Origin of the sequence: Hwangdonia lutea, assembly GCF_032814565.1 — a bacterium.
GTDB classification, from domain to species: Bacteria; Bacteroidota; Bacteroidia; order Flavobacteriales; family Flavobacteriaceae; genus Hwangdonia; species Hwangdonia lutea.
Window position 1 is genome coordinate 863071 of record NZ_CP136521.1, and the last position, 21033, is coordinate 884103.

Annotated in this window: 19 protein-coding genes; 10 read left to right on the forward strand and 9 right to left on the reverse strand. The window is 35.4% G+C overall.

Annotated features, from left to right (window positions below; genetic code table 11):
- Positions 1-180 precede the first annotated feature (180 nt).
- From RNZ46_RS03730 to RNZ46_RS03740, 3 genes are all read left to right on the forward strand, one after another.
- Positions 181-945: an alpha/beta fold hydrolase gene (locus RNZ46_RS03730; protein WP_316984041.1), complete on the forward strand. Its 765-nt coding sequence runs from the start codon at positions 181-183 to the stop codon at positions 943-945.
- Positions 946-1021: 76 nt separating this feature from the next.
- Positions 1022-1633, forward strand: a complete 612-nt coding sequence (gene yihA, locus RNZ46_RS03735) for a ribosome biogenesis GTP-binding protein YihA/YsxC (RefSeq protein WP_316984042.1) — start codon at positions 1022-1024, stop codon at positions 1631-1633.
- Between the two features lie 224 nt (positions 1634-1857).
- The gene (locus RNZ46_RS03740; protein WP_316984043.1) at positions 1858-3063 is read left to right on the forward strand and encodes a C40 family peptidase; all 1206 of its coding nucleotides are present in this window, start codon (positions 1858-1860) and stop codon (positions 3061-3063) included.
- 91 nt (positions 3064-3154) lie between these two features.
- Here the strand turns inward: RNZ46_RS03740 and RNZ46_RS03745 are convergent, their stop codons facing one another.
- Positions 3155-5290, reverse strand: coding sequence for a carboxy terminal-processing peptidase (locus RNZ46_RS03745; RefSeq protein ID WP_316984964.1), 2136 nt, complete (start codon positions 5288-5290; stop codon positions 3155-3157).
- A gap of 199 nt (positions 5291-5489) precedes the next feature.
- Between RNZ46_RS03745 and surE the strand changes: the two genes are divergently transcribed.
- The 5 genes from surE to RNZ46_RS03770 are packed head-to-tail and all read left to right on the forward strand — an operon-like array spanning position 5490 to position 10310.
- Complete coding sequence (gene surE, locus RNZ46_RS03750) at positions 5490-6278, forward strand: 5'/3'-nucleotidase SurE (protein WP_316984044.1); 789 nt, start codon at positions 5490-5492, stop codon at positions 6276-6278.
- Positions 6279-6306: 28 nt separating this feature from the next.
- Positions 6307-6588: a hypothetical protein gene (locus RNZ46_RS03755; protein ID WP_316984045.1), complete on the forward strand. Its 282-nt coding sequence runs from the start codon at positions 6307-6309 to the stop codon at positions 6586-6588.
- Between the two features lie 36 nt (positions 6589-6624).
- On the forward strand, positions 6625-7740 hold the full coding sequence (lpxB, locus tag RNZ46_RS03760; protein ID WP_316984046.1) for a lipid-A-disaccharide synthase: 1116 nt from the start codon (positions 6625-6627) through the stop codon (positions 7738-7740).
- 2 nt (positions 7741-7742) lie between these two features.
- Positions 7743-8243, forward strand: a complete 501-nt coding sequence (locus RNZ46_RS03765) for a C40 family peptidase (RefSeq protein ID WP_316984047.1) — start codon at positions 7743-7745, stop codon at positions 8241-8243.
- Between the two features lie 27 nt (positions 8244-8270).
- Positions 8271-10310 carry a ComEC/Rec2 family competence protein gene (locus RNZ46_RS03770; RefSeq protein WP_316984048.1) on the forward strand — a complete coding sequence of 680 codons (2040 nt, stop codon included), beginning with the start codon at positions 8271-8273 and terminating at the stop codon, positions 10308-10310.
- 72 nt (positions 10311-10382) lie between these two features.
- Here the strand turns inward: RNZ46_RS03770 and RNZ46_RS03775 are convergent, their stop codons facing one another.
- From RNZ46_RS03775 to RNZ46_RS03790, 4 genes are all read right to left on the reverse strand, one after another.
- Positions 10383-10931, reverse strand: coding sequence for a thioredoxin family protein (locus RNZ46_RS03775; RefSeq protein WP_316984049.1), 549 nt, complete (start codon positions 10929-10931; stop codon positions 10383-10385).
- Between the two features lie 88 nt (positions 10932-11019).
- On the reverse strand, positions 11020-12804 hold the full coding sequence (locus RNZ46_RS03780) for a peptide MFS transporter (protein ID WP_316984050.1): 1785 nt from the start codon (positions 12802-12804) through the stop codon (positions 11020-11022).
- A 68-nt stretch (positions 12805-12872) separates the two neighbouring features.
- Positions 12873-14420: a peptide MFS transporter gene (locus tag RNZ46_RS03785; protein WP_316984051.1), complete on the reverse strand. Its 1548-nt coding sequence runs from the start codon at positions 14418-14420 to the stop codon at positions 12873-12875.
- A gap of 26 nt (positions 14421-14446) precedes the next feature.
- Positions 14447-16678, reverse strand: a complete 2232-nt coding sequence (locus tag RNZ46_RS03790) for a S9 family peptidase (RefSeq protein ID WP_316984052.1) — start codon at positions 16676-16678, stop codon at positions 14447-14449.
- 150 nt (positions 16679-16828) lie between these two features.
- Between RNZ46_RS03790 and RNZ46_RS03795 the strand changes: the two genes are divergently transcribed.
- Positions 16829-18151 (forward strand): hydroxymethylglutaryl-CoA reductase, degradative, encoded by a 1323-nt coding sequence (locus tag RNZ46_RS03795; RefSeq protein WP_316984053.1) that lies wholly within the window; start codon positions 16829-16831, stop codon positions 18149-18151.
- Entirely contained in the window at positions 18141-19184 is a 1044-nt protein-coding gene (locus tag RNZ46_RS03800; protein WP_316984054.1) for a GYDIA family GHMP kinase, read from the forward strand. Before RNZ46_RS03795 ends, RNZ46_RS03800 begins: the two co-directional genes overlap by 11 nt.
- A 73-nt stretch (positions 19185-19257) precedes the next feature.
- On the opposite strand, the gene RNZ46_RS03805 is transcribed toward RNZ46_RS03800, so the two are convergent.
- The 4 genes from RNZ46_RS03805 to RNZ46_RS03820 form a co-directional block, all read right to left on the reverse strand.
- Complete coding sequence (locus RNZ46_RS03805) at positions 19258-19395, reverse strand: hypothetical protein (protein WP_162835818.1); 138 nt, start codon at positions 19393-19395, stop codon at positions 19258-19260.
- Positions 19396-19437: 42 nt separating this feature from the next.
- The gene (locus RNZ46_RS03810) at positions 19438-19599 is read right to left on the reverse strand and encodes a DUF1328 family protein (RefSeq protein WP_316984055.1); all 162 of its coding nucleotides are present in this window, start codon (positions 19597-19599) and stop codon (positions 19438-19440) included.
- Between the two features lie 301 nt (positions 19600-19900).
- Entirely contained in the window at positions 19901-20350 is a 450-nt protein-coding gene (locus RNZ46_RS03815; RefSeq protein WP_316984056.1) for a ferritin-like domain-containing protein, read from the reverse strand.
- A gap of 164 nt (positions 20351-20514) precedes the next feature.
- Positions 20515-20952: a hemerythrin domain-containing protein gene (locus RNZ46_RS03820; protein ID WP_316984057.1), complete on the reverse strand. Its 438-nt coding sequence runs from the start codon at positions 20950-20952 to the stop codon at positions 20515-20517.
- Between the last annotated feature and the right edge of the window lie 81 nt (positions 20953-21033).

Here is a 21033-nt window from a genome sequence, read left to right on the forward strand (position 1 = left end):
GATAATAAAAGGTTGAAAATATTTTAATCACTTGCTATCAGTCCCTTACAAAAAAATCTAAATTTATAAACACCCTGTTAACATCTTCATTTAAAAACAATTATTCCCTACTTAAATTAAAATGGCTGAAATATGAATGAAATAACTATATTTGTTTAAACGAAAAAGACTAACCAGTTAATGACGCATCGTTTAAGAAAAGAAAAGAATTATAGCTATATTGAAGTTGGAGAAGGCAAACCCATTATTGTTTTACACGGTTTAATGGGCGGATTGAGCAATTTTGATTCTGTCACAAAATATTTTAGTACAAAAGGATATAAAATCGTTATTCCGGAATTACCCATTTACAGCATGTCTTTACTTAAAACCAACGTAAAGAGTTTTGCTAAATATCTGCACGATTTTATAGAATTTAAAGGGTACAAAGAAGTTATTTTGTTAGGCAACTCGCTTGGTGGGCATATTGGTTTATACCACACTAAATTATTTCCGGAAAAGGTAGAAGCCCTAGTAATTACCGGAAGCTCAGGGTTATACGAGAGCGCCATGGGTGGCGGCTATACCAAACGCAGTGATTATGAGGTGATAAAAAAGAAAGCCCAAGACGTTTTTTACGACCCCGAAATAGCTACAAAGGAAATAGTAGACGAGGTTTACCAAACGGTAAACGACCGCAACAAACTTATTAAAACACTGGCCATTGCCAAAAGTGCCATTAGACATAATATGGCTAAGGATTTGCCCAAAATGCAAACACCAACCTGTATTATTTGGGGTAAAAACGACAATGTTACACCGCCTGAGGTTGCCGAAGAATTCAACGAACTTTTACCAGACTCGGAGTTGTTTTGGATTGATAAATGCGGGCACGCCGCTATGATGGAACACCCCGATGAGTTTAACCAAATTCTCAATGCTTGGTTAACCAAAAGAGGTATTTAGATTACCAAAACGAGATTAATTAATGAGATTCTTCCCGATAGGTATCGGGACGAGATTCTCGGGAATACCATAGAAAATGAAAATCAAGTCTGCCGAATTCGTAATGAGCAATTCTGATGTGGCCAAATGCCCAAAAAGCATGCTGCCAGAATACGCGTTTATTGGCAGGAGTAATGTTGGTAAATCGTCGTTAATCAATATGCTAACCAGTCGAAAAAGTTTAGCAAAAACCTCTGGAAGACCGGGAAAAACGCAGCTTATCAATCATTTTTTAATTAATAAAAATTGGCATTTAGTCGATTTACCGGGTTATGGTTACGCTCGAGTGTCAAAAAGTGCAAAAAAGGTTTTTCAAAAATTTATAACCCAATATTTTGCATTGCGAGAGCAATTGGTAACCGCCTTTGTATTGGTTGATATTAGGCACAATCCGCAACCCATCGATTTAGAATTTATGCAATGGTTGGGTGAAAACGGCATACCATTTTCAATCATTTTTACTAAAGCCGATAAACTAAAACCCAAGGCTATTAATCGATATGTTGACGCTTATAAAAAGGTACTTTTGGAAACCTGGGAAACCATGCCCAATTACTTTATAACCTCATCAACCAAAGACATTGGGAAAGATGACGTTTTAAATTATATTGATGGTTTGAATGCGAATATGGATTTATCTTCTAATTAATTTCCACGTTACTTTTAAACTTATATTTTTCACTTTACCAATACTTGACTTTGTCAGAAAAATTAACTAGCTTCGTTTAACGGCGGATATAAGCCATTGAAACAGGCGCATATCCGTGAACCATTAAACGAACCTATTCAATTACACCCAAGCTTTCAAATCAAAATAACACAAATTTTAAATTACTTCATTTTTGTATTTTAGCTTTCACAAATCAAACTTTAATGAAACATTACTCAGCTATATTTATTTTACTTGTTTTAATGTCTTGTAACAAACATGAAACAAACCATCAAAACGATTTTGAAACCTTAAAAGACAGCCTCAAAACTATTTATGCCCCCGATAAACGTGTTGAAGTTTTTGATATTAACCTCAATAAAAAAGACAAAACCTTAACCGTTTCCGGAGAAACAACAAATCCAGAAGTTGTTTCAGTTTTTAATGATAAAATCACCCCTTTAATTGATAAATCAGGCACATTTATTGTTGATTACAACATTGATTTATTGCCCAATAAAACCGTTGGAGAAACCAAATATGCCGTGGTTAACAACTCGGTGGCCAACATACGCTCGAAACCCAAACACTCGGCAGAACTGGCAACACAAGCTATTTTAGGGACCGTTTTAAAAGTATTAAAAATTGATGGTGATTTTTATTTAATACAAACCCCGGATCGCTATATTTCGTGGGTAGATCATGGCGGGGTTACGCTAATGACTGATGCCGAACTGAACACATGGCAAGCTGCTCCCAAAATAATATATACCCAAACTTTCGGGCATGCTTACGCATCAGAGAATGCAAATGCGCCTATTGTTTCCGATCTTGTTTTGGGTGCCCAATTAGCGCTTTTAGAAACGGGCAAAAACTTTTACAAAATTGCTTATCCGGATAAACGCGTGGGTTTCATCAATAAAAAAGAAGCCGTTAGATACAGCCATTGGATTAAAACCGTAGAACCTTCCGGGGATTTAATTGAAGACACCGCAAAACATTTTGTGGGTTCACCTTATTTATGGGGCGGCACGTCAACCAAGGGAATGGATTGCAGCGGCTTTACCAAAACGGTGTATTTAATGAATGGCTTTGTAATCCCCAGGGATGCATCACAACAAATTAATGCGGGTGAAATAGTGGATTCTAATTTGACTTTTGAAAATTTACAAAAAGGCGATTTACTGTTTTTTGGCAAAAAAGCAACCGATAGCACGAAACAACGCACCACTCACGTTGGTATTTGGCTGGGTAACGAGAAAAATGAATTTATACATGCCGCAAGTCAAGTTAGAATAAACTCCATAAATGAAGAAGCCGATAATTATGACGCCTTCAATAAAAACAGATATTTAGGAGCTAGACGATATTTAGGTGTTGAAGATGATTTAATAATCGATTTGAAAAAACACACCACTTTAAAGCTTTAAATAATCACCAACTAAAAACGCTCCAAAAGCTTATAACCTTTTGGAGCGTTTATTATTATAATGCATTCGAAACGATTGCACTTATAAAAACCTAATCTTTTACAGTAGCCACTTTTTTAATCGAATAAGACATTTTTAAATCTTCAAGTACATTTAAAGCCTCTTCAATATAAACATCTTTACTTAAGCTTTGGTGCCATCTTTCGCGTTTTTCCCTTAAATCCGTGGTATCACTTTCAAAAAGATTTCTCTCAAAAGCATGTGATTTAAAGGTTAGGTTTGTTTTGTAATTTGAAATCGCATCAAATCGTTTTGATTCCATTTCGTTTAAGTCATTTGCCGATTTATAAGCTTCATATTTTAACGGCACGATGGTATCATCAATTTTACTTTTCACCCATTTGGCATTGTCTTCAATAAGCTTTAACTGATCGTTATTACGCATGCGTTCATTACTTCTTTTAATGGTTTCATCGTAATCAAAATAACCATCCCAAACGGTATAGTTAGCCGCATCAATTTCGTCCCACGGTAAAGGATTATCTTTATCCTTTTCACCGACATCTATAAAACTAAAACGCCCGGGTACGGTAACATCGCTTTTTACACCTTCCAACTGCACCGAACCACCATTGATTCTGTAATATTTTTGAGTTGTTAAAGCCAACGAACCCAAATCACCATTGGAACTGTTTCGAACAACATTATTTAAATTTACAACATTTTGCACGGTACCTTTTCCATAGGTTTGTTTACTTCCAATAATAATGGCACGCTTGTAATCTTGCATGGCCGCTGCCAAAATTTCGGAGGCTGAAGCCGATATTTCGTTAACCAAAATAACCAATGGGCCATCCCAAGTAATAGATTTATCCTTATCCTTTAAAACTTCTTTAGGCTTAGCTGTTGAGCGTACTTGTACAATGGGACCTTCTTCAATAAATAAACCAGCCATATCTACCACGGCCGGCAAGGAACCGCCACCGTTATTACGTAAATCGAGTACCAAACCTTGCATGCCTTCAGCCTTTAAACGCTCAATTTCTTCTTTAACGTCGGTTGCTGCATTCAGTTTTTTGTAATCTTTAAAATCTAAATAAAACGAGGGTAAATTAATGACTCCGAATATTTTGTTATTTTTTTCCACCAATGACGATTTGGCATAAGTTTCACCCAACTCAACAATATCCCTGGTAATGGTAATATCTTTAATGGTGCCATCAACCTTTTTAATAGTTAAGGTAACTTTTGTGCCTTTTGGCCCTTTTATCAACTTAATCGCATCGTCTATTCGCATACCAACAATACTAACCGGCACGTCTTCATCCTCTTGTTTTACCTTTAAAATAACATCGCCCATTTCAAGCTCTTTACCGCGCCACGCAGGACCGCCTGATACCAAATACGTTACTTTAATATAGTCCATACGTTTTTGAAGTCCTGCACCGATACCTTCCAATTTTCCAGACATACGCTGATCGAAAACCTCTTTACTGCGTGGTGCCAAATAATAGGTGTGCGGGTCGAACTCTTCTACAATAGCATTTACATAAACGGCAAAATAGTCGTCGCGTTTTAAATCGTCTATATTATCGTTAAAATAGATATCAAGGGACTTTAAGGTCGCTTCTCGCGCTTCCTTTTCAATAACCTCTTCCGTTTTTACAACATAAGACGGGTCTTTTTCTTTAGCTTGCTTTTCCTGTGTAACGATGTCGTCGTAATTAGTAAGCGTTGAAAACTTAAGTTGTTGCCTCCAACGCTCTTTTAATTCTTTTCGGTTTTTAGCATAAGTAGTGTTTTCAGAATTGGTATCAAAAACCTCATCTTTGGAATAATCAAAGGGCTCTGACAACACTTCTTTGTAAAGCGATTTGGCTTCTTGAATACGTTTTAGCATTCGCTCGTGTGTGATGTTAAAAAAGGTGATATCCGACACTTTTAATTGATCATCAATTGTAAATTTATATTTCTCAAAATCTTTAATGTCCGATTCGTAGAAGTAACGTTTTAATGGATCAATCGTTTCCACATAACCCGAAAATAATGATGCCGAAAACTCATCATCCATAGCAATAGGATCGAAATGAAGTTGTTCCAAAACATTTTTAATAATGTGAATTAGCAATTTATCTTTATCAGAATCATCAAATGTCTTTGTGGTAAAACTGCACGATGCAAATGCCAGCAAAACCATTAATAGCAGTACTTTATAATTCCTCTTCATAATATTTTTCATCTGTTTATCTTTTTCTTAAATTTTAAAAAACAACTATGATTCAAAAAAAACCAATCGTTATTTTTCACTAAAATAAAGAAAAAACCATGCCAACACAGACATTTGCTACTAATTTTTTGTTAAAGCAAAGAAATTAAGTGTTTACTGAGTAAATTATGTATTTTAGCGGTGTATTTACATCCAAAATATGACAAAAAAACCTCTAATTTTAGTAACCAACGACGATGGCATTAATGCACCGGGCATTAGGGCTTTAATTGAAGTAATAAATACTATTGGCGATGTTGTAGTTGTAGCACCCGATAGCCCACAAAGTGGTATGGGACATGCAATTACCATAAATTCGACATTATACGTTTGGCAAATTAATTCTGATAATGAGCCCCAATTGGAATATTGCTGCTCCGGAACACCTGCCGATTGCGTAAAACTTGGCGTTAGGGAAATACTGGACAGAAAACCCGATTTGTGTGTTTCTGGCATAAACCACGGATCAAACTCCTCTATTAATGTGATTTACTCCGGCACAATGAGTGCCGCTATTGAGGCTGGTATTGAAGGTATTCCGGCTATTGGTTTTTCCTTATTGGACTATAAGTGGAAGGCTAACTTTGAGCCCTGCAAACCGTTTGTTAAAACCATTACCGAAAACGCTTTAAAATACGGCATACCAAAAGATGTGGTATTAAATGTGAACATCCCCAATGTTTCAAAAGAGCAAATAAAAGGCATAAAAATTTGCCGTCAAGCCAAAGCCAATTGGGTTGAAGCTTTTGATAAACGTCAAAACCCTCAAGGAAGAGATTATTATTGGCTTTCAGGGAAGTTTGTTAATTTGGACAGTGGCGAAGATACCGATGAATGGGCCCTGGAAAACAATTACGTTTCGGTTGTGCCAACACAATTCGATTTAACGGCACACAAACATATAAAAACATTAAACCGTTGGGATTTAAATGCTCAATTAAAACACTAAACAACAAATTGTTCCAAAACTTGAGTAAATGAAAAAAGAAATTTTTATCGGCATTTTTGTAGGATTGATTGCCAACGCCATCGGGCTGATTTTAGCGGCAACTTTTTTGGGCGGCGGCGACGATTTTACTATCGTAATAAAAAGTGCTGCTGCTGAAGGTTTTTTGGGTAAGTTAATAAGTTTAGGCGCTATTTTAAATTTGGCTGCTTTTTTTATCTTTATAAAAAAGAAACAGGATTATCGCGCCAGGGGCGTTTTATTAATCACTGTTTTTATTGCTGTATTTACCTTTGTTTTTAAACTATTTTAAATTAAACCAGCTTGCTTAAACATATAAAATAATTGCATGAAGTACTATATTATTGCCGGTGAAGCATCGGGTGATTTGCATGCATCCAACCTAATGAAAGCATTACAAAAAGAAGATGTAAATGCCAACTTTAGGTTTTGGGGCGGTGACCTCATGCAACAGGTTGGAGGTACTTTGGTAAAGCATTATAAAGAGCGTGCTTTTATGGGGTTTATTGAGGTTATATTAAACCTCAACAAAATATTTAAAGACATTTCGTTTTGTAAAAAAGATATCGAATCTTTTCATCCGGATGTTATCATTTTTATAGATAATTCTGGCTTTAATTTACGCATTGCAAAATGGGCAAAACAAAAAGGTTTTAGGACCAATTATTACATATCGCCCCAAGTTTGGGCCTCCAGAGCCAAAAGAGTGCATGCCATTAAAAGAGACATTGATGCGATGTACGTTATCTTGCCTTTTGAAAAAGCATTTTATAAAAACAAATTTGATTACGATGTTACTTTTGTTGGACACCCTTTAATTGATGCCATTGCCGACAGAAAACTAGTAAACGAATTTGAGTTTAGAACCACTTACAACCTAAGCAACAAACCTATTATTGCCCTTTTACCGGGTAGCCGAAAACAAGAAATCACTAAAATGCTTTCTGTAATGCTTAGTTTAACAAACCATTTTACAGATTATCAATTTGTTATTGCGGGGGCGCCCAGTCAGGATTATGAGTTCTACAAAACCTTTATTAAAAATCAGAATGTTCGGTTTATCGATAATAAAACTTACGATTTGTTAAGTGTTTCCACAGCGGCATTGGTAACTTCCGGTACGGCTACACTTGAAGCGGCCTTGTTTAAAATACCCCAAGTGGTTTGCTATAAAGCCAGTAATATTTCGTATCAAATTGCAAAACGGATTATTACTTTAAAATTCATTTCGTTGGTGAATTTAATTATGGACAGAGAAGTGGTTACAGAGCTTATTCAAAATGATTTTAATAAAAATAGACTGAAGAAAGAATTGGATTTAATACTCAATTCTGAAAAAAGAAAGCAGCTATTTTTAGATTATTACGAATTAGAAAAAAAATTGGGTGGTAAAGGTGCTAGCGCGAAAACGGCCAAACTAATTTACAATTCCATTAAAGCATAAATATGAAGAAGTTTCTTTTTGCACTTATATTAATAGCTGGTTTTAGCAGCTGTAAATCTTCTAAATCAGTACCAAAAAATCAAAAAACTGTTGTTAAAAAACCCAAAGCCAAACCACTTTATAAAGCTGAAAACATCATCGATTACGCTAAAAAATTTGAAGGCACACGCTATAAATACGGTGGCACAACAAAAAGAGGAATGGATTGTTCGGGCTTAATTTACACATCCTTTAAAAGCGAAGCCATTTCGCTTCCCAGAACCACAAAAGACTTAGCCATTACTGGAGATTGGATCGATTTAAAAGAGGTTAAAAAGGGTGATTTACTCTTCTTCGCTACCAAAAAAAATAGTCGGAAAGTAAATCATGTGGGCATTGTAACATCATCGCAAATGGGCCGTGTGGAGTTTATTCATTCATCCACAAGCAAAGGCGTTATAACTTCACAGCTGTCCGAACGCTATTGGTATTTTGCCTTTGTTCAAGCAAGGCGTGTGTTATAAAACCTTTTTTTAGTAACTTTCGGTTGTATGAAGTTACTTAATTTCACCATTATTAAATTAACCTGTTTCTTAATTTTAGGAATATTAATTTCGTACTTATTTCCTATTTCCATTCGTTTAAGTTTATATATAACCGGTACACTTTTCGTGCTGTTATCCGTATTCTTTTTTATTGCCAGAAAACAATTTATTAAAACCATCTGGTTTGGTATTACAGCTTCTATTTTAATGGTTTTTATTGGGATTTTAACCACGTCTTTTCACAATCAAAAAAACTTCTCAAATCATTATTCAAAATTTATTTCGGTTGAAAAAGATTCATTGGAAACCGTAACATTTAGAATTAGAGAGGTTTTAAAACCTGGAAACTATTACGATAAATACGTAATCGACATACTAAAAATTAAAGACGAAACGGTTTCGGGAAAATCGTTGTTAAACATTCAAAAAGACTCAACACAACCAGCTTTAAAAGTAGATGATATCATTATTGGAAATATCGCTTTTCAGAATCTTATCCATCCGTTAAACCCACATCAATTTGATTATAAAAAGTATCTCGAAAAAAAATATATCTATCATCAAATTTTTACAAAAAACACTTCACTGTTAAAGGCAAGTTCTGATAGACACACCTTATTCGGAATTGCTGATAATATTCGAGAGCACATCAATTTAAAACTTGCCCCTTATGATTTTAAACCAGACGAACTAGCTATTATTAACGCCTTGTTGCTCGGGCAACGGCAAGATATTAGCGAAGCCGTTTACACCAGTTATACCAATGCTGGCGCCATTCATATTTTAGCAGTTTCGGGATTGCATGTTGGTATTATTTTACTCATTTTAACCTTTGTTTTTAAACCCATTGAACGCTTAAAACACGGCAAACTAATAAAAGCCATTTTACTCGTTTTATGTTTGTGGTGTTTTGCCTTAATTGCTGGTTTATCGGCATCGGTAACCAGGGCCGTAACCATGTTTAGCATTGTTGCCATTGCCATGAATTTAAAGCGGCCTACCAATGTTTACAACACTTTGGCCATTTCGATGTTTGTTATTTTGCTTTTCAAACCCTTATTTTTATTCGATGTTGGTTTTCAGTTAAGTTATTTGGCCGTTTTTGCTATTGTAGCTATAGACCCAATGTTGTATAATTTATGGCGACCAAAAAATTGGTTGCTAGACAAATATTGGCACACGCTAACCGTAACGGTTTCTGCGCAATTTGGTATTATACCGGTTAGCTTATTTTATTTCCATCAGTTTCCGGGGTTGTTTTTTATATCGAATCTTGTTATTATTCCTTTTTTAGGACTTATTCTAGGATTGGGAATTATCGTAATTTTATTAGCAGCAATCAATTTACTCCCAAGCTTTTTCGCCGAAATTTACGGTTATATTATTAGTGGCATGAACGGGTTTGTGGCCTGGGTTTCTAAACAAGACGCCTTTCTTTTAAAAGATATTGCCTTTAGTTTAGTTTATGTTATTGCGTTTTATTTGGTCATAATTGCACTCGTAAAATATTTGAAGCAACGTAGCTTTTCGAGTTTAAAATGGATGCTTATTTCGGTAATATGTGTTCAATGTGCTTTTATTTTTACGCATTATAAAAACACTAGAAACGAATTTATTGTGTTTCATAAAAGTCGTTACAGTTTATTGGGAAACAACACAAATCACAGCCTTTTAGTCGCCCATGATTTTGATAGTTTAACGGCTTCAAAAAACAAAATAATTAAAGATTACACGGTTGGAAATCACATAAAAACCATTAAAAAAGATACGCTAAAATCTGTTTATATTTTAAATAACAAAAGACTTTTAGTAATTGATAGTTTAGGTGTTTACAATATAAAATCGTTTGAGCCCGATTATGTGTTATTGAGGCAGTCACCTAAAATAAATTTGAACAGACTGATTGATTCTATAAAACCCAAATATATCATTGCCGATGGCAGTAATTACAAATCTTACATCGCGCAATGGGAAGCTATTTGCGAAAAAAGAAAGCTCCCTTTTCACCAAACCAGTAAAAAGGGAGCTTTTATTATTAATTATTAATATGGATTCCCGATGTCTCGGGAATGACAAATTATTTAAATCTTGAAATAAAAAATTTCAAGAAGCTAATTTTCAACCTTCAAATTCAGATTTAAAGGCTTTATAATAGGCATTAAATTCTTCTTGGGTTTTAATGTTTTTATGGTCGTCTTCTTTAAACATTTTTAAATACAACTCTAATTGCGCTGGTGTTTTATAGCCACGTAACGGAAAAATCAATTCGCCCTTTTCATCAATAAACACAATCGTTGGATAAGCACTAATTTGGAAATACGAAGCCAATTGATGCGCCGAATTACGTCTATTCGCATTGGCAGGATTATATCTGGGGTTAGAAAATGTTTTATCTTTATAATTTACGCTTTCGTTTCCCTCACCATTAAATTTAACGGCATAATAATGTGCGTTAACATAATCTGCAACCTCTTTGTTTTGAAAAGTGTTGCGATCTAACATTTTACACGGGCCGCACCAATTGGTGTAAACGTCCATCATAATTTTTTTTGGCGTTTTCTTTTGAAGCTCCAACGCTTCTTGAAAAGTCACCCAATTTATTTTTTGAGCGAAACCACCAGCCGATGTCAATACGGCCAATAGTAATATATAAACTGCTTTTTTCATAGTAATCTGAGTTGCAAAATTTGTTCCGAACTTACAAAAAAAGCTCCTAAACAGGAGCTTTTTGAATAATTTTTAACACTTTTTTCGATTAACGAACACCGTGCATTAGTTTTTTAAGTAGAGGATTTAGCAAAATAGATATCAATCCAACTCCCATAGGAATTAAGGTAAATATTAAAAAGAAGGTTCCTAGCGAATACTGTTCAGATATCTTATCAATCATACCTCCCATAGTTCCGGCGGCCTTCTGCCCCACTGCAATGGCCAAATACCAAACTCCAAACATAAATCCTATCATTCTTGCGGGCACTAACTTACTTAAATATGATAATCCAACCGGCGATAAGCACAGCTCTCCCATTGTATGCAGCAGGTATGCCAGTATTAAGAATATGATACTAACCGAAGCTGTTTGCGCTCCTGAAGGAATTCCAGATGCTCCGTAAGATAAAATGGCGAAACCTAAACCTAGTAAAATCAATCCTAGACCGTATTTCATTGCCGCACTGGGGTTGTATTTACTCTCCCACCATTTAGAAAACAATGGGGCCAATGTTATTATAAAGAATGAATTTAGAATACCAAACCATGTCGCTTCAATTTCGTGGCCTTCTTCAGTAAATTTATTTACCAGTCTAAAAATAACCAAAAACCAAATTCCAGCAAAGGCTATCGCTAAAACTACATTAGACAATCCTATTTTAGTAAAAGTCTTTTTTACCAATAAAAAAAGCACCCATGTAATTATAATTAAAGGCAAGGTAGTTAATAAGGCATCAACTATTTTAAAAACCATGGCAGAGTTTCCAACTAAGGTTCTATCGGTATAATCTCTGGCGAACAAGGTCATTGACCCCAAAGACTGCTCAAAAAACGCAAAGAAAAACACCGTAAATACCCCAAAAATAGATACGGCTATAATCCGATCTCTTACAATAGGTATATAGCGAGAAATACGTGTTACCAAGAGTATTAAAAATAAGGCTAAAGCGAAGAGCACTACAAAATTGGAACCGCTTAAACCTAAGGCTTCAAAAGGCATCAAGCTGGTACCTTCTATTTTTTCTAACGGGTCGTTAAACAAATACAGCAAACCGCCAACGGAAGATAAAACAATTAAAATTTTATCCAACATGGTAAACGGATTCAACTTTTCTTCACTACTGGCTTCCTCTTGTTCTTTAGGAGCCTCTTCATTGATGTTTTGTGGAATTTCAACCACGTGCTTCAATGACGGTTTTCCGCCTACATTTCCGAATAAATTTTTAGCCAACCAAAATTGCAACATGCCTAAAAACATAAATATTCCTGCTAAACCAAAGCCCCATGGCCAACCGTAATTCTCAGCTAAATAGCCACAAAGCATCATTCCAAAAAACGCTCCAGCATTTACACCCATATAAAAAATAGTATAGGCACCATCTTTTTTTGACTCTTTGCCTTTGTACATTTCAGAAATTATAGATGTAATATTTGGCTTAAAAAAACCGGTACCAATAACTAATAAAGCTAAACCAATATAAAAAGATGAGGTGGTTTCTAATGCCATAGAGGCGTGGCCAAGTGTCATGATTAAACAGCCAATAACAACGGCAATACGATATCCCGTAATTTTATCGGCAATCCAACCACCAATAATAGGCGTTAGGTATAACAAAGACGCATACGTACCAATTAAAGCCAAGGCATGTTCGCGAGGCCATTCCCAACCGGGGTTATCGCTTATTATGGGTGCCGTTAAAAACAGGACCAACAAAATACGCATTCCATAAAAGGAAAAGCGCTCCCACATTTCGGTAAAAAACAATACAAATAATCCTGCCGGATGCCCTATTACTTTGTCTTTAAAAAGATTTTCGATATCGGTATTCATAAAAAAGAATATTTAATGGTTTTAAATGAAGAAAACCCCATAAAAAAATTTATGAGGTTTATATAGTTTTATTGATTATCTGCTAATTCGAAGCCTTCGGTTTCATCATTTTTTGTGCCTTCCAAACGTTCAGCGCCATGCGTTAAGCGCTTCAGCGGTTTTAAAATGGCGATAACCAAAATTCCGAAAATGGTACAAAATATTGCGATTCCTGTAAAAATGGTGAACTCGCCTAAATCTGTAGCCGATTCCCCTAACAATCCTGCTACTTTATTACCCAGACCGGTAGCTGCAAAATAAGCACCCATCATAAATGCCATCCAACGCTCTGGTGCTAATTTTGTAATAAACGACAATGCCACAGGCGAAGCGCACAGTTCACCTATAGTATGAAATAAATAAGCGAAAACAAGCCAGTACATTGCAGATGCCCCAGCACTTTCGTACTGCATTGAAGCTGCCGACATAAAAAAGAAGCCCCATCCCATAATAATAACGCCTATGGCCATTTTAAATAACGACGATGATTCTTTCCCTCTATTTTTCCACCATACCCAAACACTTCCAACTATAGTGGCAAAAATTAATATAAATATCGCGTTAACTGATTGAAACCAACTTGCCGGTACCATAAAACTACCTAAAGACAAATCTGTTTTTTGTTTGGCATAAATATTAAGTAAACCACCAGCTTGCTCGAAGGAACCCCAGAAAATAATTATGATTAAAAACGATAAATACGTCACCAAGATTCTATCTTTTTCAACTTTATTACCGTCGTTATAAACAACTATGCCTACGCCAACGGCAAATGCCAATCCTATTACCAACAAGCCATACGACCAAGAGCCACCTATAAACCAAATGGCTAATCCTGCCAATACCATTATAACAAACCCAATAATAGAGTTGGTGTGATTAAAAATTGCAGCTATTAAATTGCCACTTTCTTTTTCACTTTCATCGCGCTTGTCTTCAACCAATTCACCAACACCTTTTAAGTATCGTTGACCGTACCAATATGTTAATTGCCCTAAAGCCATTCCTATTCCTGCTAGTCCAAAACCATAGTGCCATCCTATATTTTCGCCAACATACCCAACAAGAATCGCAGAAATAGCAGCACCAAGATTTATCCCCATATAAAAGATATAGAATCCCATATCCCTTTTATTCTGCTGGTTTTTAGGATACAAGCCTCCAACCATTGTTGAAATATTTGGTTTAAGCATACCTACACCCATTACAATTAAAGCAAGCCCCGTGTAGAAGGCCCACATTTGTTCGATGGCAAGTACGCTATGTCCTGCCACAAGCAAAAGCCCTCCTACAAACACAGATTTTTTCTGACCCAATATTTTATCTGCAATAATACCACCCGGTATCGAAGCTACGTAAACAAACATAGTGTACCAACCATATAAAGCGATAGCACTATCGTTTGCCCAACCTAACCCTGGATTATCGGATGCTGTTTCGGCAACTAAGTACAATACTAAAATAGCGCGCATACCATAGTATGAAAAACGCTCCCACATTTCGGTTAAAAACAAAATATAGAGCCCTATGGGATGCCCGAACAAGGTTTTCTGATTTGTTATTTCTGAATTTGCCATAAATTTATTGTTAGTTAGTTATAATTTTATCCTTTAATTTCTGCTTTTTTTACTTCGTTTACTTTTGATTTTTCTCGTTTATCGCCAAGTTTAGAATTTATAAAAGTAGTCATTTTTTTATAGAGGTGAAGTCTTGTATTTCCGCCATAAATACTGTGATTATCATCGGGATAAACAGCCCACTCAAATGGTTTATCGGCTTGAATTAAAGCTTCGGCCAATCGCATGGTGTTTTGTAAATGTACGTTATCATCGGCAGAACCGTGAATTAACAAATAATCGCCTTTCAGCTTATTAACATGATTGATTGGTGAATTATCGTCATAACCACTTGGGTTTTCTTGTGGCGTGGTCATATAGCGTTCTGTGTAAATCGTATCGTAAAAACGCCAGCTCGTAACAGGCGCTACGGCAATGGCCATTTTAAACACATCATTCCCTTTAAACAACGCATTACTGCTCATAAAGCCACCATAACTCCAGCCCCAAATTCCTATTCTGCTGGCATCAATGTACGGTAATGCACCTAATTGTTTTGCGGCTTCAATTTGGTCTTCAACTTCATATTTACCCAATTCATTTTGAGTAACTTTTTTAAATTTCGCCCCTTTAAATCCTGTTCCGCGACCATCAACACAAGCAATGATATAACCTTGTTGCGCTAAATGCTGGTACCAATAATCGTTTGAATTATTCCAACGGTTAGCCACCTGTTGCGACCCTGGGCCAGAATATTGATACATTAACAACGGATATTGTTTTGAAGCATCAAAATCGGCCGGTTTAATCATCCACATATTCAAATCGTTACCGTTTACATTGATGGTGCTAAACTCCTTTTTAGAGGTTTTATAGTCCGAAAGTTTTTTAGACAACACATCGTTATCCTTAATGCTTTTTATAAGATTTCCTGAAGACGCACTATTTAAAGTGTATTCGGGTGGCGTTGTGGCACTTGAAAATGTATTGATAAAATATGAGAAATCTGCACTGAACGATGCGTTGTTTGTGCCCTCGCTTTTGGTAAGCCTTGTTTTATTTCGCCCATTTAATTTAATAGAATACACATCGCGATTTATCGAGCCGTTCTCTACAGACTGATAAAAAATTCTATTTGATTTTTCGTTATAACCGTAATAATTAGTGACTTCCCAATTCCCTTTGGTAACTTGATTGATGAGTTCGCCATCTTTTGAATAGTGATAAATATGGTTGTAACCATCTTTTTCGCTGGTCCAAATAAAACTATTGTCTTCTAAAAAAGTAAGGTTATCTGTAACGCTAATATAGGCATCGTCTTTTTCAGCAAGGGCCAAATTAGAGGTGTTTGTTTCGGCATTTATCAACCATAAATCCAATTCGTTTTGGTGGCGATTCATGTATTGCGCGCTTAAAATATCGGGGTTATTGGTCCATTTAATTCTTGGGATATAAAAATCGCTATAAGCCTTTTCTACGTCAACCGGAATTGTTTTATTCGTATCTAAATGATAAATATGAAGCGAAACCACAGCATTCTTCTCACCAGCTTTTGGGTACTTAAACACTTGCTGTGTTTGGTACAAACCGGTGCCATAAATATCCATTGAAAACTCTGGAACATCAGTTTCATCAAATCTTATAAAAGCGATTTTATTGCTATCGGCATTCCACTCAAAAGCGCGAACAAAAGCAAATTCTTCTTCGTAAACCCAATCGGTAATACCATTAATAATTTTATTTTTTTCACCATCAAAAGTAATTTGGGTCGTGCCACCGGTAATTAAATCTTTAATGTACAGGTTGTTTTCAAATCCGTAGGCAACCTTAGTGCCATCTGGAGAAAATGTGGGTTCTTGAATTCTGTTTTCAGAAATTAAGGTTATCGATTTATCATTTGTATCAAACACATAATAATTCCCTAAGGTCGATCTTCTGTAAATAGACTCCTCATTGGTAGCCAAAATAATTTTGCTTTCATCTTGACTAAACGTGTAATCGGTAAAATAATTAAGCTCATTAATACTGGAAGAATTCACCAGCGTTTTTATCTTTTTCAAGGTTTTATAATCGTAAATATCTATGGATGTCGACCTCGTATTTCTATCAAAATTCAATACCGAATACTGTTGCCCATTTTTCATGGAATGCAACACATCCATCCGTTTGGTGCTAAAGGTGCCATCCCAAATTTCATTTAGTGTAATTTGCTTGGTTTGAGCCGATAAGATTAAGGTTGTGAAAAGACAAATAAATAAAGGTAACCGTAGAATTTTCATTTAAATTATTTTTTTGACAAAACGATGTCAAGTTTACTAAAAATTATGCACAAAACCGACACTATTAACAGTTAAATAGACGAATGTGAAAACTAAGCGCTCAATTTTCATACCAAGAGTAGTATATTTGTGCCGTAAATCAGTTAATACATGAGCAAAACGATTTCTGGGTTTTCTAAGCTTTCAAAATCTAAAAAAATTGATTGGATTGTAAATACCTATTTTTCAAATACCGAAGAAGCAAAACGTGTTTTAAAGCAATATTGGAGCAGCAACGAAAAACTGCAACAATTGCACGACGAGTTTATCGAAAACACCATAACCAATTATTATTTACCACTTGGTGTAGCGCCAAATTTTTTAATAAACAATACGCTTTATACCATCCCTATGGCTATCGAGGAAAGTTCGGTGGTGGCAGCGGCAAGTAAAGCGGCAAAGTTTTGGTTGGACAGGGGAGGCTTTAAAGCAACCGTTATTTCCACGACCAAAATTGGGCAGGTCCATTTTATGTACCACGGCGATTTTAACACATTGCAACGTTTTTTTAAGCAGGTGAAACCAAAGCTTATTGAAGACGCAAAACCCATTACCAAAAACATGGAAGCTCGAGGTGGTGGTATTATAGACATTGAATTACGCGATAAAACAAGCGATATAAAAGGGTATTATCAATTGCATAGCTCTTTTGAAACCTTGGATGCCATGGGCGCCAATTTTATAAATTCGTGTTTGGAGCAGTTTGCAGAAACCTTTAAAAATGAAGCTTTAGCGTTTGATGGTTTTTCTGAAAATGAACAGGACATCCAAATCGTTATGAGCATTTTATCTAACTACGTGCCCAATTGTTTAGTGCGCGCAGAGGTTAGCTGTAAGGTTGAGGAATTGAAGGAAGACGATTTGATTTCTGGAGAAGATTTCGCCATTAAATTTGTACAAGCCGTTAACATTGCTGAAATAGAACCTTACCGTGCCGTAACGCACAACAAAGGTATTATGAATGGTATTGATGCTGTGGTTTTGGCCACCGGAAACGATTTTAGGGCCGTTGAAGCCGGAGTGCACGCATACGCATCGCGACACGGTACATACAGCAGTTTATCGCATGCAAAAATTGAAGATGGCATATTTACCTTTTGGATGGAAATTCCTTTGGCACTTGGTACTGTTGGTGGGCTTACAGGTTTGCACCCTTTAGTAAAGCTAGCTTTAGAGTTGCTACACAAACCCTCGGCCAAAGAATTGATGCAAATTGTTGCCGTTGCTGGTTTAGCACAAAATTTTGCGGCATTACGTTCGTTAACCACAACGGGAATTCAACAAGGCCACATGAAAATGCATTTGATGAATATCCTCAATCAATTTGATGCTAGTGACAACGAAAAGATTTTATTAACCGATCATTTTAAAACCAATGTAGTTACACATAGTGCGGTTGTTGAGGCTTTAAATAAGTTACGTAATGGTGCCTGAGGCTCTAGAAGGCACCACGAGAACTTCAAATACAACATCTCAAATGACCAAAAATTCAAACCATATAACATTTAACTCAAACGGAAAACTTTTACTTACGGGCGAATATGTAGTGCTCGATGGGGCTTTATCCTTAGCTATACCCACAACATACGGACAATCGTTAAAGATTGAACCCATAAACGAATCCAAGCTCATTTGGAAAAGTTTAGATGAAAAAGGCAGCGTTTGGTTTGAAGATACTTTTGAAATTATTTATAATGAGATTTCTCTCTCCGTTCGAAATGACAGCACCATTTCAGAAAGATTACTTCAAATTTTAAATGCTGCAAAACAACTTAATCCTGATTTTTTAAACGCAAAACAAGGATTTAGCATTACTACAAAACTAGATTTCCCGAGACAATGGGGATTGGGCACCTCGTCAACTTTAATAAACAATCTGGCACAATGGGCGCAAGTTGACGCTTATCAGCTATTAGAGAAAACCTTTGGCGGCAGCGGTTACGATATTGCTTGTGCGCAACACCACACTCCTATTACTTATCAATTATGTAATGCTGATGAAATACAGAGTCAACCTTTCGACTGCGCTCAAGGTGAGACGATAAAACACGACAAAAAGAGAAATATTAACGAAGTTAATTTTAATCCTTCTTTTAAAAACCATTTATATTTTGTGTATCTCAACGAAAAACAGAATAGTCGCGATGGCATTGCTCAGTTCAAAAAGAACAGATCCGATTTATCCGATTCCATTTCAGAAATAAACAATATTACCCAAAATATAATGTCGTGCAAAACGATTGAAAATTTTATAATGCTGATAGAAGAGCACGAAAATATTATCTCAAAAATCATAAAACAAAACCCCGTAAAAGCTCGATTGTTTAGCGATTTTAACGGTGGCATAAAAAGCCTTGGAGCTTGGGGTGGCGATTTTATTTTAGTGGCTGCTCATAACAATCCAACAGATTATTTTAGTGAGAAAGGGTTTAAAACCATTATTCCCTTTAAGGATATGATACGGTGAGTTGCAGCATTTACATAAAAAAATAGAACTTATTAAAATAAGTTCTATTTAGTATACTTTATTTGCTGTTTAATTAATCTACAGCATCTTCAACATCGTCGGCTACATCTTCCACGGCATCTTCTACCTTGTCGCCTGTTGTTTCTCTACAACTTGTAAATACGGTTGAAATGGTAAATAAAATTAAAAATACTTTTGCTAATTTTTTCATTTTGATTGTGTTTTAAAGTTATAAATTGGTTTAGTACTATATCTACTTTTTAATAACCCCTTTTAAAAGTGATAATATAAAAAGTACTATAAAAATAAAAAAGAAAATTTTTGCAATTCCTGCAGACGCTCCTGCGATGCCACCAAATCCTAAGACTCCAGCGATTATTGCGATGATAATAAATATTATTGTCCAACGTAACATAATTATATGGTTTTAATGGTTAATACTGTTTAAGAAATTCGACTATCAAATTCCATATTACAAATTTGGCATTTTATTTAAAGTTAGCTTAACTCTTATAAGGTTTATGTTAACTCAAATAGGAACCCAAACCCCGATAAACACTAAAAAAGACCCTGACATATTAAAAATACACCAAGGCCTTATACACTAACCAACCAAGTACAATATTAGTGTTATTGTAAAGTTTTTATTGACTCAAATAGCCAAACTTTTAACTGTAATAAAATAATAATTCTTCTTTTTAAAATTAGTTCAAGGTTTAGCTTAAATCCTCTAAGGTTTTAATTTTAGATAAGCCATTCTCAATTTTATTTTTTTGAGACTCCAAAATTGATTTTGTACTCATTGGCAAACTTGTTTCTTGAATAACATCGTGATACTCATCAATGGCCGATTTTTCACCACGAATGGCTTCTTCAAGCATTGACTCTTCGTTATCCGACGAAAACAAAGCTTTCACATCCATCCAAGTTCTATGGGCAGATCCTTTTACACTTCCACCTTTGTCAACATCTTGTCCAAAAGTTTTTATTTCAGATTTTAATTCGTGACCAAAACTATATCGCTCTTGTGCTTTTTGTTTGAAATAAGATTTTAAAGCCGCATTATCTACTTTCTCTGCTGCCTTTTTAAATCCTTTTTCTGCATCGTAGGTTTTCTCTAACAAGTCGTTTAACTTATCTCCAATTTCTTCTGTGTAAGTACTCATAATTATATGTTTTTATATTAGCAGTAATTTGTTTTAAGATGCCTACTGGTTTACATCTGTGTTAATAACAACACGCTTACTTTTTTAATAATATAAATTTAGCGTTTAGTGTCGTTTCCAATTAGTGCAAATCCGTTAGTTATTAACTCATATCAATAAAAATGCTACAGGTTAGCATTCATATAATTGGTATAATCCTTTGCTAAGCTTACTTTTTTATTTTCGGAAAACACTTTTCCTGCCAATTGAAAAAAGGTATGCTCTTCATCATCCAAATGATGCTCTACTTTGTGTTTTAAATCTTTGGCGTACTTTAACCATGCAGAAGAATCCAAATCCGTTTCTTCCAACTTTTCAATTAATTCGTCAATTTCATGATGTTCGGCAATACCGTGTCGCGCTTTTTCCTGCATCATATCGTTACTAATTAATGGCTTGTAAAAATGACGCTCTTCGGCATCGGCATGAACTTCCAATTCATTTTTAAGCGCCTCAAAGGTTTGTTTTCTTTCTACAGTATCACCAGAGGTTTCAACTAGTTTATTGAGCAATTTTCTTTGCGTGTCGTGATCTTTTCTTATGGCTTCAAATATATTTTTCATGGTGTTTTAATTGTGTTTATTTTGTTCATTCTGCTTGTTATCCAAAGTTAAAACACTGGGTAGTTTAAGTTTTGTTCTATT

Excerpts from the sequence above, each read along its gene's own strand:
- RNZ46_RS03730 (WP_316984041.1), top strand. The coding sequence starts at position 181 with ATGACGCATCGTTTAAGAAAAGAAAAGAATTATAGCTATATTGAAGTT.
- yihA (WP_316984042.1), top strand. The coding sequence starts at position 1,022 with ATGAAAATCAAGTCTGCCGAATTCGTAATGAGCAATTCTGATGTGGCC.
- RNZ46_RS03740 (WP_316984043.1), top strand. The coding sequence starts at position 1,858 with ATGAAACATTACTCAGCTATATTTATTTTACTTGTTTTAATGTCTTGT.
- RNZ46_RS03745 (WP_316984964.1), bottom strand. The coding sequence starts at position 5,290 with ATGAAGAGGAATTATAAAGTACTGCTATTAATGGTTTTGCTGGCATTT.
- surE (WP_316984044.1), top strand. The coding sequence starts at position 5,490 with ATGACAAAAAAACCTCTAATTTTAGTAACCAACGACGATGGCATTAAT.
- RNZ46_RS03755 (WP_316984045.1), top strand. The coding sequence starts at position 6,307 with ATGAAAAAAGAAATTTTTATCGGCATTTTTGTAGGATTGATTGCCAAC.
- lpxB (WP_316984046.1), top strand. The coding sequence starts at position 6,625 with ATGAAGTACTATATTATTGCCGGTGAAGCATCGGGTGATTTGCATGCA.
- RNZ46_RS03765 (WP_316984047.1), top strand. The coding sequence starts at position 7,743 with ATGAAGAAGTTTCTTTTTGCACTTATATTAATAGCTGGTTTTAGCAGC.
- RNZ46_RS03770 (WP_316984048.1), top strand. The coding sequence starts at position 8,271 with ATGAAGTTACTTAATTTCACCATTATTAAATTAACCTGTTTCTTAATT.
- RNZ46_RS03775 (WP_316984049.1), bottom strand. The coding sequence starts at position 10,931 with ATGAAAAAAGCAGTTTATATATTACTATTGGCCGTATTGACATCGGCT.
- RNZ46_RS03780 (WP_316984050.1), bottom strand. The coding sequence starts at position 12,804 with ATGAATACCGATATCGAAAATCTTTTTAAAGACAAAGTAATAGGGCAT.
- RNZ46_RS03785 (WP_316984051.1), bottom strand. The coding sequence starts at position 14,420 with ATGGCAAATTCAGAAATAACAAATCAGAAAACCTTGTTCGGGCATCCC.
- RNZ46_RS03790 (WP_316984052.1), bottom strand. The coding sequence starts at position 16,678 with ATGAAAATTCTACGGTTACCTTTATTTATTTGTCTTTTCACAACCTTA.
- RNZ46_RS03795 (WP_316984053.1), top strand. The coding sequence starts at position 16,829 with ATGAGCAAAACGATTTCTGGGTTTTCTAAGCTTTCAAAATCTAAAAAA.
- RNZ46_RS03800 (WP_316984054.1), top strand. The coding sequence starts at position 18,141 with ATGGTGCCTGAGGCTCTAGAAGGCACCACGAGAACTTCAAATACAACA.
- RNZ46_RS03805 (WP_162835818.1), bottom strand. The coding sequence starts at position 19,395 with ATGAAAAAATTAGCAAAAGTATTTTTAATTTTATTTACCATTTCAACC.
- RNZ46_RS03810 (WP_316984055.1), bottom strand. The coding sequence starts at position 19,599 with ATGTTACGTTGGACAATAATATTTATTATCATCGCAATAATCGCTGGA.
- RNZ46_RS03815 (WP_316984056.1), bottom strand. The coding sequence starts at position 20,350 with ATGAGTACTTACACAGAAGAAATTGGAGATAAGTTAAACGACTTGTTA.
- RNZ46_RS03820 (WP_316984057.1), bottom strand. The coding sequence starts at position 20,952 with ATGAAAAATATATTTGAAGCCATAAGAAAAGATCACGACACGCAAAGA.